Below are 15,166 nucleotides of genomic sequence, written 5' to 3' on the forward strand. Positions count from 1 at the left end.
GACGAACGCCTTCTGAGCGTCCGTGAACTTCGATGCCTTCATGCCACGACTCCTTGCCCAGCCAAGGAAATCTACGGCCGAAAACTCTAGCTGCGAATGGTCCAAAATTCAGGTGGCAGAGCATTTCGCCGCCGCTGCGCGCACCGCCTTGTCCGTCAGCATCCAATACCCCCAATCCAAATATTCGCTACCCCCAATTTACCCCCATATGCCTTCGGCAAGGGGTAGATTGGCATGGACGGGATTGGAGTCGTAAATGGCGCAATTATAAAGGTTTTTGCGCAATTCTGGTGAGGGCTGGACGGCTCTGAAAGGGCTGATGGCGGAGCGGGAGGGATTCGAACCCTCGATACGGGGTTACCGTATACACACTTTCCAGGCGTGCGCCTTCGACCACTCGGCCACCGCTCCGCATGTCGATCCGCCCCGCACGTAAACCGGAGTGATCGGACAAGGGCGTCGCCCTAGCGGCGTGTGGGACGGATGACAAGCGCGCTTGCGCCGTCTAGGCAAAACCCCATGACCCGAACTTTTGGCAAGGCGCCCGGCGCGCAGGAAATGGAGGCTGTCGCGCGCAAGACCCTCGCCCGCCTCCCCGCAGCCTTCGCCGACCAGCTCGACAACCTCAGCTTCGCGGTCGAGGACTTCGCCGAAGATGCCCTGCTCGACGAGCTCGGGATCGAAAGCGCTTACCAGCTCACCGGCGTCTATGAAGGTATTCCGCTAACCGAACAGTCGATCGACCATTCCGGCACCATGCCCGAGCGAGTGCGATTGTTCCGCCTCCCCATTCTGCTCGAATGGTGCGAGCGTGGCGACGTCACCCTCGAGGACCTTGTGGCGCATGTCGTGATTCATGAGATCGGGCACCATTTCGGGCTGTCCGATGCGGATATGCATGCGCTGGAAGATCAGGTTTTGTAGCTTGCCAAAGCGCGCCGTGGTGGCACTCTCGCCCCCATGATCAAACTTCGCCTGATGGCCGCCAGCCTGCTCGTCCTCCCTTCGCCTGCCATGGCGCAGGACGAGCCACCCACCCCCGACAGCGTGGTCGCCGCAGCCGCGCCGGAGGAATGGGTGCCGATCGCGCCCGAGGATATTCTCGTGATGGAGTTGGCGCCCGCCAACGAAGGCTCGGCGCGCCGGGTGGTGATCCAGCTCCTGCCGCCGCCGTTCAGCCAGCCGTGGGTCGAGAACATCCGGACGCTCGCCCGTGCGCACTGGTGGGATGGCAAGAGCGTCTATCGCGTCGTCGACAACTGGGTGGCGCAATGGGGAGGCGGCGATCCTGAGCTGGGGATGGACCCTGGGCCGTTGCCCGAGGGGGTGGCGGCGCCCACAGCAAGCTACGAATTGCCGAGCCCTTTCGACCTCGACGCGATGCGGCATAGCGGGGTCGCATGGCAGGATGTCGCGGCAGCGGCAATGCTCACCGGTTTCTATGCAAGCGGGCGCACCCTCGAAGATCTTGCTTCGCTTGATGTGTCAGGAGATTACCACAACATCAGCGGTGACCGCTACGCCAGCATCACGGCGTTCACGAACGGCTGGCCTTTCGCCGGAGAAGGAGAGAGCTTCTGGCCAGTCCACTGCTACGGCTCGGTCGGCGTCGCGCGCGATCTTGCGCCCGATACCGGCACCGGTTCAGAACTCTACACAGTGATCGGCCATGCACCGCGCCAGCTTGATCGCAATATCGCCGTGGTCGGGCGGGTGATCGAGGGGACCGAACATCTCTCCACCCTCCCCCGTGGCACCGCCGAAGCTGGAGTCTATGCCGAGCGCAGCGAAGACACTCCCATCGTCAGCGTCCGGCTCGCCAGCGAGTTGTCCGAGCCGCCTGCCTATGAATACCTCGACACAGCCAGCGGAAGCTTCGCCCGCTATATCGCAGTGCGCGCCAACCGGAAGGATAGCTTCTACGAAGTGCCCGCTGGCGGGGTCGACATCTGCAACGTGCAGGTGCCGATAAGGCCCGCCCCATGAGCGACCGCGTTACCCACACCGGCGAGGTCTGGCTCTGGACCAGCGCCACCTCGCCCGGCAGCTGGCACTTCCTCACCATCGACGGCGCGGCGGGCGAGGCCATCGCAGCACACGAGGCCATGCGGCGGCTCGAATTCGGCAGCGGGCGGGGGTTCGGCTCGGTGAAGGTGCGCGTGCGGCTGGGCAAGAGCGAATGGGCGACGTCAGTCTTTCCGTCGAGCGACCATGGCGGCTTCATCCTCCCGCTCAAGGCCGCGATCCGCAAAGCCGAGGGGATCACCGAGGGCGGCGAGGTAACCGCCGAGCTGGAATTGCTCTGACGCGTCCTTAACCGGGCAGCCGCTGCATCAATTCGATCCGGTTTCCGAACGGGTCGTGAATATCCGCCCGGACATAGCCCTCCAGCGGCCCACCTTCACTGCTGGTCACGCCTGCCTGTGCCAGCCGGGCGCAAAACTTCGCCAGATCGTCGACCAACAAGGCCGGGTGCGCCTTCTTCGCCGGAACGAAACCCTGCTCCACTCCGAGATGGATTTGCGCCCCTCCGCCTGCGAACCAGCATCCGCCACGTTTTGCCATGTCGGCAGGCTTGGGCACTTCCGTCAGGCCGAGAATGTCGGCGTAGAAGCCCCGCGCCCGGTCTTCCTCGCCCGGCGGCATGGCGATCTGCACATGATCGATGCCGACGACACCGGCGCTCATATACGCTCTGCCTGAGCCACGGCGTCGGTCGCCCTGAGCGCGGACACAATGCGCGTCAGGTGCGCCAGATCCTGCACCTCCAGATCGACGATGTCGGTGTGGAACAGCTCATCGCGTTCGGCCAGTTCGAGGTTGATTACGTTGGCCCCGGCCTTGGCAAAGACCTCGGCCATCTCGGCCAGCGTACCGGGCCGGTTGTAGAGCGTCACAGACAGCCGTCCGACCGCCCCGTGCGAACGTTCGCCCCACGACAGGTCGATCCAGTCGATATCCTGGCCATTGGCCAGCTCGAGACAGTCGATGGCATGGACTGTCACACTCTCGCCCGCATGGCGCAGGCCCACGATGCGGTCGCCCGGCACCGGGTGGCAACAGTCAGCCAGCGTGAAGCCGACACCTGGTGTCAGCCCCTTGATCGACAGCGCATGGCCAGGCTTCAATTCCTCGGGCAGGTCGGCAGTGCTGCCGGGAACCAGCGCCTCCATCACCGCCCGGTCGGCCAGCTTGGCCGAGCCGATGGCCTCCATCAGCGCGTTCTCGTTCGGTAGCTCGAGCCGCTCCAAGGCCTGCGCGATGGCCTTCTTGCCGATCTTGGTCGGCATCTCCTTGGCAATATCTTCGAACAGCGCACGCCCGACTTCGGCAATCTCGGCCCGTTCGCGCAGGCGCACCGAGCGCCGGATTGCCGCGCGCGCCTTGCCCGTCACCACGAAGCCGAGCCAATGCAGCTGCGGCTGCGCGCTCTTGCCCTTGATGATCTCCACCACGTCGCCGTTGCCAAGCGGCGTGCGCAGCGGCATGTGCCGCCCGTTGATCTTCACACCCACGGTCTGCGCGCCCAGATCGGTGTGGACGGCATAGGCGAAGTCCACCGCGGTTGCTCCCTTGGGCAGCTGGTGCAGCGCGCCCTTGGGGGTGAAGGCAAAGATCCGGTCCTGATAGATTGCCAACTTGGTGTGTTCGAGCAGCTCTTCGGGATCATGGCTCTGCTCGACGATCTCGATCAGATCGCGCAACCAGCCGACTTGCCCATCCACATGCCCGCCCTGCTTGTAGGCCCAGTGCGCGGCGAGGCCGAAGCCGTTGGTGCGGTGCATCTCGCGGGTGCGGATCTGCACCTCGCAGCGCATCGACTTGTCGTAGAACACCGTGGTGTGAAGCGAGCGATAGCCGTTGGTCTTCGGGGTCGAGATATAGTCCTTGAACCGCCCCGGCACCATCTGGAACGTCTGATGCAGCACGCCCAGCGCGCGGTAGCAGTCGCTCACATTATCGGTCAGCACGCGGAAGGCCATGATATCGGAAATGTGCTCGAACGGCAGGTGGCGTTCGGCCATCTTTTTCCAGATCGAATAGGGATGCTTTTCGCGCCCCCACACCTCGACCTCAAGCCCTGCCTCGCTTAGCGCCTGCTTGAAATCGAGCGCGATCCGGTCGACCTGCCCGGCATCGGACGAGCGCAGCTGCTCCAGCCGAGAGACGATGGTGGCATAGGCCTCTGGCTCAAGCTGTTCGAAGGCGAGCAGCTGCATCTCGCGCATATATTCGTACATGCCTACCCGCTCGGCCAGCGGGGCATAGATATCCATCGTCTCGCGCGCAATGCGGCGGCGCTTCTCCGGCTTGGAGATGTGGTGCAGCGTGCGCATGTTGTGCAGGCGGTCGGCCAGCTTCACCAGCAGCACCCGCAGGTCCTCGCTCATGGCGAGCAGGAACTTGCGCAGGTTCTCCGCCGCGCGTTCGTCCTCTGTCAGCTGCTCGATCTTCGAAAGCTTGGTCACCCCATCGACCAGCCGGGCGACCTCGGGGCCGAAGTTTGCCTCGATATCGTCGATGGTGGCGAGCGTGTCCTCCACCGTATCGTGAAGCAGCGCGGTGATGATCGTCTGCTGGTCGAGCTTCAGGTCGGTCATCAGCCCGGCCACTTCGACCGGATGGCTGAAATAGGGATCGCCCGAAGCGCGCTTTTGGCTGCCGTGCTTCTGCACGGTGTAGACGTAGGCGCGGTTAAGCAGCGCTTCGTCGGCGTTGGGGTCGTATTCCTTGACCCTTTCGACAAGTTCGTATTGGCGGAGCATCTGCGCTCCTAGATAGTGGCGATTTCGTGGCTGCACAGCCGCTTTCTTCAGGCTCTTGCAAATTTTGCATTATGAGCAGGCCAAGCGGTGCGCCCCTGCGACGGGGTCGTGATCAGCCCCCGACGTTGGTGGACACCTCAGCTTCCGCCACTTCGATAAGGGGGAGCGCGGCCGGGGGACTGTCAGCATAGATGAAGCCAGCGATCGGATTATGTCGCGAGCCGAGCGCACCAATGGGGCCATACCACACGCGTACTTCGCTCCAGTCACCCGCCTCCGACACATCGACCACCGGCACACCAGTTTCGATCCCGCCGGGTCGCGACCAGTTCGCGTGGTCGATGAGGATGTGCCTGTCGTCGATCACCTCGCTGACCACGGCGACATGGCCGAGCGGCATGGCCCGGCTCGAGCTAAAGGCCATGACGGCGCCGACCTGCGGCTCCTGCCCGCGCGCGTAGCGGCCTTCCGCCGCGCTCCACCACAGATGCGCATTGCCATGGATTGCGATGCCTGAATGATCGCGAGCATAAGGCACACATTGAAGCCGGGCTTGGGCGGGCTGAGCCGTGAGCGCGGCCATCATCAGCAGCAATGGCCAGCGCCACTTGCGCCGTGCACACGCACCAATACCAACCGATCCCCGCAGGAACCCCATGCTCGCGACCATGACTTACCCGTCCCTTGGCTACTTCAACCCCGGGACGAATTGATACAATATATCGTCGCGAATACAATCCCCCCAAGACCTCTTGCGGTCGCGTTAGCGTACCGGTTCAACGCGCAAGAGTGAGTGCTGACAGAAACGCCTAGCGCAAAGTCATTCGGTCAAGCCGACGATCTCATCGACATTACCACGCGTCATCGAGTGATAGCCGCTGCGGGTCTTGGCATAGAGCGCCCTGGCGATGGCCTGTCCCCATTCGTCCTGCGCCATCAGCGTGGCGAACAACGGCGAGACGAACTTGTTACGGCCCACCCGGGTGAGGAACTCCTCCGCCTGCGGCACCACCGGCTGATAGCGATTGCGCAGTGCTGCATCGAGCCACAGGAACTGCACCTCGGCATTGCCCGTCTGCGACAGGCCGAGCGCCTGATCGAGCGCGGCCAATTCATTCGCCGACAGCTCTTCGGGCAGACGTTCGAGGAAACGGCGCTGTTCGGCTGCGCTCCACTCGGGCCATTCGGCTTCGATCAGGGTCAGATCGCGGCTGTCGGCATAGGCGTCCACCGCTGCATCGACCGCAGCGAAGGCCTCCGGATCGGGCTTCAGCGCGTTGGAAGGCAGGCCCGTGCCATAGACCCATTCGTCGAGCATCAGCTTGTCTTCCAGTTCCTCGTCCCCCTCAAGCAGGTTCTCGCGCATGTCGGCAAGGAACATCTCGGAGGTCGCGGGCTGGAAGGCGTGGCGGTCGAACCAGCTGCGCAGCCAGGCATCGAACTTCTCGCGCCCGACAATGCTCTCGACGGTGCGCAGGAACACGGTGCCCTTGTCGTAGATCGCTTCGCTCGCCGTATCGAACGGGCTGGTGCCCGGCGGGGTACGCATGGCGGTGACCGGGTTGCCCTGCCCCATCTCCTCCACCATCTCAGCCAGCGCCGCATAGCTCAGCGCATATTCCTGCTCGGCGCGCAGCTTGCCGAAAACCTTCTCGCTGATGCGGCTCTCGATATAAGAGGTGACGCCCTCGTTCAGCCATCCGTCGCGCCAGCTGGCATAGGTGACGAGATTGCCCGACCAGCTATGCGCCAGTTCGTGCGCCACGAGCCCCGTGTTCGAACGGTCACCCGCGATGAAAGTCGGGGTGAGGAAGGTCATCACCGGGTTTTCCATCCCCCCATATGGGAAGCTCGGCGGCAGCACGATCATATCGTAGCGGCCCCAGCGATAGTCGCCATAAAGCTCCTCGGCGGCGTCGATCATGGCCTCGGTATCGCCCAGCTCGTCCTTCGCCGCCTGCAGCACCGAAGGCTCGGCCCAGACGCCTGTGCGCGGGCCAAGCTGCGCGAAGGCAATGTCACCCGCTGCAATGGCGATGAGATAGGGCGGCACCGAGTGTTCCATCTCGAAGGTGTAAATCTTGGTGCCGTCCGGCCCGCTTGCGGCATCGCCCCGGCGGATGCCGCTCATCACCACGCCCAGCGCGGCGGGCGCGGCGATGCGCGCGTCCCAGCTCTGGCGGATGCCGGGGCTGTCCTGCGTAGGGATCCAGCTGCGGTTGAGGATCGCCTGGCCCTGGCTGAACAGGAACGGATGCTCCTTGCCTGCGGTCTGCTCGGGATCGAGCCATTGCAAGGCCTCGGCACCGGGCGCGCTCTTGTAGGTGATAACGATCTGCTCGGGCGAGATCACCGTGCCGTTGTCCTGAGCGAAGCTGATCGTGAAAGGCTCGCCCTTTTCGCTGCCATCAGGGTTTTCGCCCAGTTCGAAGATGAGCTGCTCGCCCTCGCCATCGGTGACGGCAGACACTTCCAGACCATTGGAATCGAGCACGATCTCGCGCGCATCGTCGGCTGCATCGATATCCAGCGTGGCGGTGCCACCAACCTGCTCCGCCTCGAAATCGAGCGCCAGATCGAGCGAGACATGCGTCACCCGCGCCTCGGTGGGGCGCGCCCAGGTAAAGTCGTCGTGCGCCTCTGCGCTGGTCAGGATCGGCGCGATGAGGCGCTCCTCCGCTGGCTCTTCGCTGGTCGAACAGGCAGCAAGAGCAAAGGCCAGCAAGGCAGCGGGACGGGACAGGCGCATGCAATTCTCCGAAGCGGCTGGCCGAGACTGGCGGCCAGTTTCACCGGCAACTACAACAAAGTCGCACGTCCTGTCATCCCTCTGTCCTCAGCGCCGTTGCAATCAACTCCAGGTGACCTCGGGCGGAAGGCTCATCAGAATCGCATCGATATTACCGCCGGTCTTGAGGCCGAACAGAGTGCCACGGTCGTAAACGAGGTTGAACTCGACATAACGCCCGCGCCATTCCTTCTGCGTGGCCTTGTCGGCGTCGGTGAAAGGCGTGCCCATACGCGCGCGCACGATCTTCGGGAAAGTGTCGAGGAAGGCCTCGCCCACATCGCGGGTGAAGGCAAAGTTGCGCTCGAAAGCGGCCATGTCCTCGCATTCGAGGTGGTCATAGAAGATGCCGCCGACGCCGCGCGCCACATTGCGGTGCGGGATGAAGAAATAGTCGTCGGCCCATTTCTTGAAGCGTTCGTAATAGGTCGGGTTGTGCGCCGAACAGGCCGCGCGCAGCCGGGCGTGGAAGGCCTCGGTGTCCTCGGCATATTCGATCGGTGGGTTAAGGTCCGCCCCGCCACCGAACCAGGCCGCCTGCGTGGTGAGGAAGCGGGTGTTCATGTGCACGGCAGGCACGTGCGGGTTGGCCATGTGCGCGACGAGGCTGATGCCGGTTGCGGTGAACTCGGGGTGTTCCTCGCTGGCGCCGTTGATCGTGGCTGCGAACTGCGGGGCGAACTTGCCAGAAACTGTCGACACGTTGACGCCGACCTTCTCGAACACCTGTCCTTTCATCTTGCCCTGCACGCCCCCGCCGCCGTGCGAACCATCCTCGGTATCGCGATCCCACGGAGTATATTCGAAGGCCGCGTCGGACCCCGCCTCGCGCTCGATCGCCTCGAACTCGGCGCAGATGCGATCGCGCAGGCTCTCGAACCAGGTGCGGGCGGCTTGGGTTTGGTCGGTCCAGGTCATGCCCCTGGCCTTGCCATTGCAGCGCGCCTGCGGCAAGGGAGAGCAATGGTTCCCCTTTCGTTCACCTTCCTGTTTTGCGATGAGGAATTCGTGCTGCTGCCGGGCCGCGCGCTGTTCTGGCCGCGCGAGCAGGCGCTGCTGGTGGCTGACCTGCACCTCGAAAAGGCGAGCTTCTACGCAAGGCACGGCCAGTTCCTCCCCCCTTACGACAGCCGCGAAACACTGGGTCGGCTGGCCGAAGCGGTGCGCGAGACGGGTGCAAGGCGGGTGTTCTGCCTCGGTGACAACTTCCACGATTCGGCAGGCTCCACCCGGCTGGAAGAGCACGCCGCCGGAATGCTTTCGGCGCTCACACGGGCCACAGACTGGGTATGGATCACCGGCAATCACGATCCGGCGATGGAAGCGCGCCACGGCGGCACCATGGCCGAGGAACTCGAGGTCGCAGGCATGGTGCTGCGGCATGAAGCACGCAGCGGCGAGCTGCGGCCCGAGCTTTCGGGCCATTTCCACCCGCGACTCCAGCTCAAGGTCCACCATCGCCATATCCGCAGGCCCTGCGCGGTGGTGAGCCGCGATGCGCAGGGCGCCGGACGGATGATCCTGCCCGCGTTCGGCGCGCTCACCGGCGGGATGAATGCTGCCGACCCGGCGATTCTCAAGGCACTGCAGCCGGCCTGCGCAATCGACGCGCTCGTTCCGGCGGGGCGTAAGCTCGCACGGTTTTCGCTCTGGAGAGACGCGGCCTAGCCTCTGGTATTTTGGGCTGAACGCTCCTACATAGTCTCTGAATAAATCGACCCGACGCAATAGCAGGAGCAAAACCCATACCCCGTCCACCCCGCCGCATGATGGCACCGCCGGTCAAGTCCGGCCCCAAATACGACAATTTCATCCAGGCCAACAAGGTTCGCGTGATCGATGATCAGGGCGAAAATATTGGCGTGATGTACACCAACGAAGCGATCGAGCAGGCGCAAGAGCTCGGGTTGAACCTCGTCGAGGTATCCCCGAACGCCGATCCGCCGGTGTGCAAGTTCCTCGACGTCGGCAAGCATCGCTACGAAGCGCAGAAGAAGGCCAACGCGCAGCGCAAGACGCAGAAGACGCAGGACATCAAAGAAATCAAGATGCGTCCCAACATCGACGATCACGACTATGACGTGAAGATGAAAGCGATGCACAAGTTCATCGACAACGGCGATAAGGTGAAGGTCACACTTCGCTTCCGCGGTCGTGAGATGGCGCACCAGCACCTCGGCATGGACCTGCTCAAGCGCGTACAGGAAGACATGGCGGAAGACGCCAAGGTCGAAGCCTATCCGCGCCTCGAAGGTCGCCAGATGCTGATGGTTCTTGCCCCCAAGTAACGCCAGGCGGGCGCATCCCTTGGGCAGCATGGACAGGGTGATCTAGCCGAAACAGCCGTTTGAACCGGGAACGATCCGGCTCAAACGGCTGTTGGCTTGAGTATGGCACTCGCTTTTTCGCCTTGGTCAGCGAGCAACCGGATTGAGCTCGTCTTTATCCCGGCCCTGATGCTGGGCCTTGCCGCTTGCGGCGACGAAGGCCCAGTACCGCGCAACAGCAACCCCGTAACTCCCGCCGAAACGTCCACACCAGCCCCTTCGTTTGCCCCGGCTGCAGATGATCCCCTACCGCCAGTGGGCTACACAGACGGTTCGGGCATCAACGAACACTATCCCGATCTTTCGCCCAAGCCCCTCGCCTCCGATCTCGAGGGAACCGAAGCAGGTGCCCGCAACGTGTTGCTTGCCTTCACCCGCGCAATCGAGATGCGCGAATACGATCAGGCATGGGATATGCTCGACGAAAGCGCCCAGCAGCGCTGGAGCAAAGCCAAATTCAACCGCTTCTTCGATGGCCTGAGCAATATTGCTGTGGCCGTGCCCGGCGGCACCATCGAAGGCGCGGCTGGCTCCTCCTACTACACCAGTGAGGCAGAGCTGACCGCCACGGATGCGAACGGACAGCCGGCCCGGATGGAAGGGCAACTGGTCCTGCGTCGGGTCAACGACGTGCCGGAGGCGACAGAGAGGCAATTGCTCTGGCAGGTCTATCGCGTCGATCTGCCAATGACTCATTGACAGATTTCCGCTCTGGCGGGCACTTGCCAGGTCAGGCCGGCTCCCAGAGTTCGATGGGATTTCCTTCCGGGTCATGGATGCGCGCAAAACGGCCGACTGCGGGATCGTTCCAGTCGTCTTTTTCGATCACGTCGATCCCCACTGCACGCAGCCTGCCGACCAGCGCCGCAAGGCCGCGCACGCGAAAATTCATCATGAAAGCACGGTCGGCGGCGAAATAATCGCTCGCATGTGGAAACGGTGCAAAGACCATCGGCCCCGCAGCCGTGCCCCAGTGCCATTCCCCAGAAGGACCGGCGCCCTCGGCGCTGCACCCAACTCCCACGCCCAACATTTCGCGATACCAGGCCGACAACGCCTCCGGATCGCGGGCGCGGAAAAACAGCCCTCCCATTCCGAGCACTGCAAAATCTCTGGGCTCTTCCTCCATCAGGATGCTCCTTGCCGATCCGCCACCGTTGGCTACAAATACCATGAAACGAGGGGCCAAGGGGAGCAATGGGTTCAATGAACGCAAGCCGCATCGGCTTCTGTGTCGGGTTGCTCGGCTTTGCGCTCACGCTCGTCGTCGCGCCGCCGGAAGGAATGAGCACAGCGGCCTGGCACACCGGTGGGCTGGTGGTGTGGATGGCCGCCTGGTGGATGACCGAAGCGGTCCCGCTTACCGCCACCGCACTACTGCCCTTCGCGGTTCTTCCCTTCGCCGGGGCAGGCAGCGCCGATGAGGTCGCCAGTGACTATTATTCACCGATCCTGTTCCTGATTCTCGGCGGAGCCTTTCTCGCACTCGCGATAGAACGGACCGGGCTGCACAAACGGCTGGCCCTGTTCCTGCTTGGCAGCGTTGGCGGACGCGGCGGAGCCTGGGGTATCCTGCTCGCCTTCATGATCGCAGCGGCGGCGCTTTCGAACGTCATCTCGAACACGTCGACCACGCTCATCATGATGCCGATGGCGCTGGCGGTTATCGCAGGAGGTTGCGCAGGTGAGGACGACCAGTCCGGCCTGGCCGGCGCGCTGCCTATGGCAATTGCCTTTGCCGCCAGCATTGGCGGACTCGGGACGATCATCGGCTCACCCACGAACGCTATCGCCGTGGCCCTGCTGCGGGAAACCGCGGGGCTTGAGATCAGCTTCGCGCTGTGGGCGCTATATGGCGTGCCGGTCGTCCTGCTCGGCATTCCGCTCGCGGCCGGGCTGATTGGCTGGGTGCAGCGCATCGGCGCCCATCCCTTCGATGCCGCTGCCGCGCGCGCCGCCATCGATCCGCACGGCCCTTGGTCTACCGCCGAAAAGCGGTTGGTGCCGGTCATTGCGATGACTTTCCTGGCATGGATGCTGCGTCCGTTGATTGCCCCCTGGCTGCCCGCCGGCTCGCTTACCGACGGCACCATTGCCATCGTCTCCGCGCTTGGGCTGTTCGTTCTGCCCGATGGCACCGGGCGGCCCATGCTCGTCTGGCGCGAGGCAGATCGGGCGCCATGGGGCGTGATCATGATGTTCGGCGGTGGGCTGGCACTGGCCGGCGCGATGACCCGTAGCGGGCTGGCCGACTGGCTCGGCGACGCCTTGCTACCGCTGACGGGCCTGCCTTTAGTGGTAGTGGCGCTCGGCTTGGTCGCGATGGTGGTGCTGGTGACCGAATTCGCCAGCAACGTTGCCACGGCGAGCGGCATCGTGCCGGTGGTGGCCAGCCTTGCAACTGCGCTCGGCGGCGATCCGATGCTCCTTGCCATGTCGGCCGCGCTCGCCTCAAGCTGGGGCTTCATGCTGCCCGCCGGAACCGGACCAAATGCCATCGCCTGGGCGACCGGCCGCATCGTGCTGTCCCGCATGGTTAGGGCCGGCTTGTTGCTGGACCTAGCCGGTATTGCCCTGATCGTCGGAACGGTCTGGGTCATTGGGCTTATGCATAACTAAGGGAAAATACTTATTCCAGTCAGTCCAGCCCATTTGCCTTACATGGCTATCGCGGCGTCTCGAGCACAGGGATAACAGGGATAGACGCATGGGACATGAGTCTCGCATTGGCGTGAGAGAAGACGATTCTGGCACCGGCCGCCTGTGGCGGATGCTGGGCCTGGGGACGCGATCCGCCGATCGCCGAGACACAAGCATGGCCAGTTCCCGGATGGCGGAACGTGCTCATCTGCTGGAGGCCATAACCGAATTTCTGCTGCGCCACGAACTGCCGGTTTCACCCGAAAACCTGCTGTGCACCCATGCGATTATGTCCAAGACCAACCTTCGCCTCGCGAAGCGGGTGGCAGAGCTTGAGGAAGCGGGCGAACCGATTACACAGGAGTGGCTCGACCTGCAGATGAGCGAGAGCCTCACCGCCGACACGGCCTCATCCAACCTCGACCGCCTTGCACGCGAACTGGACCGCTCGATGGAGCGTTTCGGCGAAAGCACGCGCAGCGCGCAGGAAGCTGCGAACGACTACGGCGCCCAGTTGGTGCAGCAGACCGAGATGGTAGCAAATTCGTCCTCGGAGGAAGAAGTGGTGGCCAGCCTCGCACAGGTGGCACGGGCAATGCTCGATCGCACTCGCGAGATGGAAGAGCAAATGAAGAAGAGCGAGGACGAGGCGCGCGACCTGCGCCGCAATCTCGCCAAGGCCCGACGCGACGCCACAATAGATTACCTCACCAACCTGCCCAACCGCCGCGCCTTCGAGGACGTGTTCAAGAGCGAATGGGTTGCCGCCCAGGCCGAGATGGAACCGATGTGCCTGGCGCTGTGCGACATCGACTTCTTCAAGCGCGTCAACGACACACACGGGCATGACACCGGCGACCGGGTGATCCGCGCGGTGGCTCAGGCGCTTGATCGGATTTCAGACAATTGCCACGTCGCCCGCCACGGCGGCGAGGAATTCGTGCTGCTGTTCCGCGGACTCGACCTTGCTGGTGCCAGCGCTGCGCTGGATGCGGCGCGTGAACGGTTTGCAGCCCGTCACTTCGTCGACAAGGTTTCGGGCAAGGCGATTGGCGGGGTCACCTTCTCCGGCGGGCTGACCGACGTGTTCGCTCACCCCGACCTGTCGAGCGCGCTGCGCAGTGCCGACGAAGCGCTCTATCGTGCGAAGGAAGGTGGGCGAAACCGGGTTGAGTTGGGTTGAATCAGCAAGCCGTTCGCCCTGAGGAGGGCGCCTTCGAGACGGGGCTCGGTCTTCGACCTCAGCTTCTCCTCGCCATGAGCAGGTGAGATTTAAGGGGCGCTCATGCCGCTTCGATCATGCTCATTTCATTGCGCCCTTAAGAAATCACCTACATTCAGTCTCGATCCAAGCGGCAACTCATGTTTTGGAGTACCCCCTGATATCGGGATCAAACTGCCCCGCCGATCTGGTAGCCACGGTAGCCTTTCCACAATGCCCTTGGTTACGGGATCGCCGGTAAGTTGCACGGTAATACGCCTGAGCCTAACACCCGGGCCGAAGGTGAAAGCTAGATCGTCCGGATCGACCTGTTCGACGGTGGAGGGATCCTCGATGTCGCCAAAACGGACCAGCATAGGGCGCGCGGGCTGGTTCTTGAGATGGCCTACATCGGGAAAAGTTCTGGGCAGTTCGATAGGCTCGCGGTGCTCCAACATAGTCGCGTACTGTGCTTCGAAATCGCTGTCGGAGTCCAACCTTCCTTCGGCATCGCGTACGCGCGGCATTTTGGGAGCAAGGCGATAGGCGACATTGCTCGCCCAGTCGAAATTGTCGTCAGAGCGCAGCAGCGCAAAGAGTACACCTCGCGCGCCCAAATCGACCATTACCGCCTCGCCCCGCACGCGGTGGCTGACCGCGCCCGGCATAGGAACAATGTTGCGCCCGGCAACCGACGTTTTCACCTCGATCACGCTCGATCCGGTCTTTAAGCCTTCCGGTGTTTCAACTTCGACGGTCAGGCGATAGCGATAGTCGGGCAATCCTGGGTCAAAAAAGCCCCAGCCCCACAGAAACGCTGTAGCAATCGCCAAGGCCAGCACAGCCAGAACCGTGCAACCAAGTGTCCGAGTTTCCATACTTCGCCCGCCGCGCCCGTTACCTTGCGGCCTCAGCCCTTCCAGGTGCGCCGCTCTTCAGCGGACTTCAAAACCTCGTAGGCCAGTTGTAGCTTCTGGAATTCCTCGGCGGCTTCCTTGTCGCCGGGCTTTACATCGGGGTGGACCTTTTTCGCCCGCGCGCGCCACTCACGCTTGATCGCTTCGAAATCGGCATCGGCCTCCAGCCCCAGCACTTCGAGCGCCCGCATCTCGTCCTGACTGCGCGTGCCATCGCCGCTCCCGCCCCAGCCATAGTGCGCGCTTTCAGCATAGCCGGCGTTCTCGCGCTGCTCGTTGCTGGCGCGACTTGCCGCTTCTTCCTTGCTCAGGCCCTCGAAATAGTCCCATTTCGAATTGTACTCGGCCGCGTGTTTCTCGCAGAAATACCAGCGGTCGGGGCTGTTCGGGCTTTTGGGTGCGGGGCACTTGCCCGGCTCGGTGCAGCCATGCCGGTCGCACAGGCGCACCTGCGCAGCCTCGCGCGTGCTTTCATAGCCGCGCCAGCGGGGGAAACCCCAGTCGTTCGATCGGCGTGCGCGGCTCAT

Annotated in this window: 16 protein-coding genes and 1 tRNA gene; 8 read left to right on the forward strand and 9 right to left on the reverse strand. The window is 63.3% G+C overall.

What is annotated here, in order from left to right:
* Positions 1-320: 320 nt before the first annotated feature.
* Positions 321-411: transfer RNA gene (locus ABDJ38_RS15065), tRNA-Ser, on the reverse strand.
* Between the two features lie 108 nt (positions 412-519).
* On the opposite strand from ABDJ38_RS15065, the gene ABDJ38_RS15070 reads away from it, so the two are divergent.
* From ABDJ38_RS15070 to ABDJ38_RS15080, 3 genes are read left to right on the forward strand one after another with little or no spacing between them, the layout of a single operon-like run.
* Positions 520-924, forward strand: a complete 405-nt coding sequence (locus ABDJ38_RS15070) for a metallopeptidase family protein (RefSeq protein WP_346785958.1) — start codon at positions 520-522, stop codon at positions 922-924.
* Positions 925-960: 36 nt separating this feature from the next.
* The gene (locus tag ABDJ38_RS15075) at positions 961-1,986 is read left to right on the forward strand and encodes a peptidylprolyl isomerase (protein ID WP_346785959.1); all 1,026 of its coding nucleotides are present in this window, start codon (positions 961-963) and stop codon (positions 1,984-1,986) included.
* Positions 1,983-2,306 (forward strand): DUF1905 domain-containing protein, encoded by a 324-nt coding sequence (locus tag ABDJ38_RS15080; protein WP_346785960.1) that lies wholly within the window; start codon positions 1,983-1,985, stop codon positions 2,304-2,306. Before ABDJ38_RS15075 ends, ABDJ38_RS15080 begins: the two co-directional genes overlap by 4 nt.
* Positions 2,307-2,313: 7 nt before the next feature.
* Here the strand turns inward: ABDJ38_RS15080 and ABDJ38_RS15085 are convergent, their stop codons facing one another.
* From ABDJ38_RS15085 to hemF, 5 genes are all read right to left on the reverse strand, one after another.
* On the reverse strand, positions 2,314-2,688 hold the full coding sequence (locus tag ABDJ38_RS15085; RefSeq protein WP_346785961.1) for a VOC family protein: 375 nt from the start codon (positions 2,686-2,688) through the stop codon (positions 2,314-2,316).
* Positions 2,685-4,766, reverse strand: coding sequence for a RelA/SpoT family protein (locus ABDJ38_RS15090; RefSeq protein ID WP_346785962.1), 2,082 nt, complete (start codon positions 4,764-4,766; stop codon positions 2,685-2,687). The genes ABDJ38_RS15085 and ABDJ38_RS15090 overlap by 4 nt, the downstream gene beginning before the upstream one ends.
* 112 nt (positions 4,767-4,878) lie before the next feature.
* The gene (locus ABDJ38_RS15095) at positions 4,879-5,352 is read right to left on the reverse strand and encodes a CHAP domain-containing protein (protein WP_346786074.1); all 474 of its coding nucleotides are present in this window, start codon (positions 5,350-5,352) and stop codon (positions 4,879-4,881) included.
* Between the two features lie 234 nt (positions 5,353-5,586).
* On the reverse strand, positions 5,587-7,515 hold the full coding sequence (locus ABDJ38_RS15100; protein WP_346785963.1) for a M1 family metallopeptidase: 1,929 nt from the start codon (positions 7,513-7,515) through the stop codon (positions 5,587-5,589).
* 102 nt (positions 7,516-7,617) lie between these two features.
* Entirely contained in the window at positions 7,618-8,472 is an 855-nt protein-coding gene (hemF, locus tag ABDJ38_RS15105) for an oxygen-dependent coproporphyrinogen oxidase (RefSeq protein ID WP_346785964.1), read from the reverse strand.
* Between the two features lie 45 nt (positions 8,473-8,517).
* On the opposite strand from hemF, the gene pdeM reads away from it, so the two are divergent.
* The 3 genes from pdeM (at position 8,518) to ABDJ38_RS15120 (ending at position 10,580) form a co-directional block, all read left to right on the forward strand.
* Positions 8,518-9,222 carry a ligase-associated DNA damage response endonuclease PdeM gene (pdeM, locus tag ABDJ38_RS15110; protein ID WP_346785965.1) on the forward strand — a complete coding sequence of 235 codons (705 nt, stop codon included), beginning with the start codon at positions 8,518-8,520 and terminating at the stop codon, positions 9,220-9,222.
* 98 nt (positions 9,223-9,320) lie between these two features.
* Entirely contained in the window at positions 9,321-9,842 is a 522-nt protein-coding gene (gene infC, locus ABDJ38_RS15115) for a translation initiation factor IF-3 (RefSeq protein WP_346785966.1), read from the forward strand.
* Positions 9,843-10,136: 294 nt separating this feature from the next.
* The gene (locus ABDJ38_RS15120) at positions 10,137-10,580 is read left to right on the forward strand and encodes a hypothetical protein (RefSeq protein WP_346785967.1); all 444 of its coding nucleotides are present in this window, start codon (positions 10,137-10,139) and stop codon (positions 10,578-10,580) included.
* Between the two features lie 31 nt (positions 10,581-10,611).
* On the opposite strand, the gene ABDJ38_RS15125 is transcribed toward ABDJ38_RS15120, so the two are convergent.
* Complete coding sequence (locus tag ABDJ38_RS15125; protein ID WP_346785968.1) at positions 10,612-11,010, reverse strand: VOC family protein; 399 nt, start codon at positions 11,008-11,010, stop codon at positions 10,612-10,614.
* Positions 11,011-11,087: 77 nt separating this feature from the next.
* Here ABDJ38_RS15125 and ABDJ38_RS15130 point away from each other — a divergent pair, with 77 nt between their 5' ends.
* Both ABDJ38_RS15130 and ABDJ38_RS15135 read left to right on the forward strand, forming a co-directional pair.
* Complete coding sequence (locus tag ABDJ38_RS15130) at positions 11,088-12,500, forward strand: SLC13 family permease (protein WP_346785969.1); 1,413 nt, start codon at positions 11,088-11,090, stop codon at positions 12,498-12,500.
* A gap of 196 nt (positions 12,501-12,696) precedes the next feature.
* The gene (locus tag ABDJ38_RS15135; protein WP_346785970.1) at positions 12,697-13,704 is read left to right on the forward strand and encodes a GGDEF domain-containing protein; all 1,008 of its coding nucleotides are present in this window, start codon (positions 12,697-12,699) and stop codon (positions 13,702-13,704) included.
* 125 nt (positions 13,705-13,829) lie between these two features.
* Here ABDJ38_RS15135 and ABDJ38_RS15140 read toward each other — a convergent pair whose 3' ends face one another.
* Together ABDJ38_RS15140 and ABDJ38_RS15145 are read right to left on the reverse strand one after the other, a co-directional pair.
* On the reverse strand, positions 13,830-14,600 hold the full coding sequence (locus tag ABDJ38_RS15140) for a hypothetical protein (RefSeq protein ID WP_346785971.1): 771 nt from the start codon (positions 14,598-14,600) through the stop codon (positions 13,830-13,832).
* 32 nt (positions 14,601-14,632) lie between these two features.
* Entirely contained in the window at positions 14,633-15,166 is a 534-nt protein-coding gene (locus ABDJ38_RS15145) for a J domain-containing protein (RefSeq protein ID WP_346785972.1), read from the reverse strand.

This window comes from Aurantiacibacter flavus (genome assembly GCF_039710615.1).
Classification (GTDB): Bacteria; Pseudomonadota; Alphaproteobacteria; order Sphingomonadales; family Sphingomonadaceae; genus Alteraurantiacibacter; species Alteraurantiacibacter flavus.

What these genes read in the sequence shown, in the direction of transcription:
- ABDJ38_RS15130 (WP_346785969.1), top strand. Translation starts at nt 11,088, where the DNA reads ATGAACGCAAGCCGCATCGGCTTCTGTGTCGGGTTGCTCGGCTTTGCG.
- ABDJ38_RS15145 (WP_346785972.1), bottom strand. Translation starts at nt 15,166, where the DNA reads ATGAGCCGCGCACGCCGATCGAACGACTGGGGTTTCCCCCGCTGGCGC.
- ABDJ38_RS15125 (WP_346785968.1), bottom strand. Translation starts at nt 11,010, where the DNA reads ATGGAGGAAGAGCCCAGAGATTTTGCAGTGCTCGGAATGGGAGGGCTG.
- ABDJ38_RS15070 (WP_346785958.1), top strand. Translation starts at nt 520, where the DNA reads ATGACCCGAACTTTTGGCAAGGCGCCCGGCGCGCAGGAAATGGAGGCT.
- ABDJ38_RS15075 (WP_346785959.1), top strand. Translation starts at nt 961, where the DNA reads ATGATCAAACTTCGCCTGATGGCCGCCAGCCTGCTCGTCCTCCCTTCG.
- ABDJ38_RS15090 (WP_346785962.1), bottom strand. Translation starts at nt 4,766, where the DNA reads ATGCTCCGCCAATACGAACTTGTCGAAAGGGTCAAGGAATACGACCCC.
- infC (WP_346785966.1), top strand. Translation starts at nt 9,321, where the DNA reads ATGATGGCACCGCCGGTCAAGTCCGGCCCCAAATACGACAATTTCATC.
- ABDJ38_RS15095 (WP_346786074.1), bottom strand. Translation starts at nt 5,352, where the DNA reads ATGATGGCCGCGCTCACGGCTCAGCCCGCCCAAGCCCGGCTTCAATGT.
- ABDJ38_RS15080 (WP_346785960.1), top strand. Translation starts at nt 1,983, where the DNA reads ATGAGCGACCGCGTTACCCACACCGGCGAGGTCTGGCTCTGGACCAGC.
- ABDJ38_RS15085 (WP_346785961.1), bottom strand. Translation starts at nt 2,688, where the DNA reads ATGAGCGCCGGTGTCGTCGGCATCGATCATGTGCAGATCGCCATGCCG.
- ABDJ38_RS15100 (WP_346785963.1), bottom strand. Translation starts at nt 7,515, where the DNA reads ATGCGCCTGTCCCGTCCCGCTGCCTTGCTGGCCTTTGCTCTTGCTGCC.
- ABDJ38_RS15135 (WP_346785970.1), top strand. Translation starts at nt 12,697, where the DNA reads ATGGCCAGTTCCCGGATGGCGGAACGTGCTCATCTGCTGGAGGCCATA.
- hemF (WP_346785964.1), bottom strand. Translation starts at nt 8,472, where the DNA reads ATGACCTGGACCGACCAAACCCAAGCCGCCCGCACCTGGTTCGAGAGC.
- ABDJ38_RS15140 (WP_346785971.1), bottom strand. Translation starts at nt 14,600, where the DNA reads ATGGAAACTCGGACACTTGGTTGCACGGTTCTGGCTGTGCTGGCCTTG.
- pdeM (WP_346785965.1), top strand. Translation starts at nt 8,518, where the DNA reads ATGGTTCCCCTTTCGTTCACCTTCCTGTTTTGCGATGAGGAATTCGTG.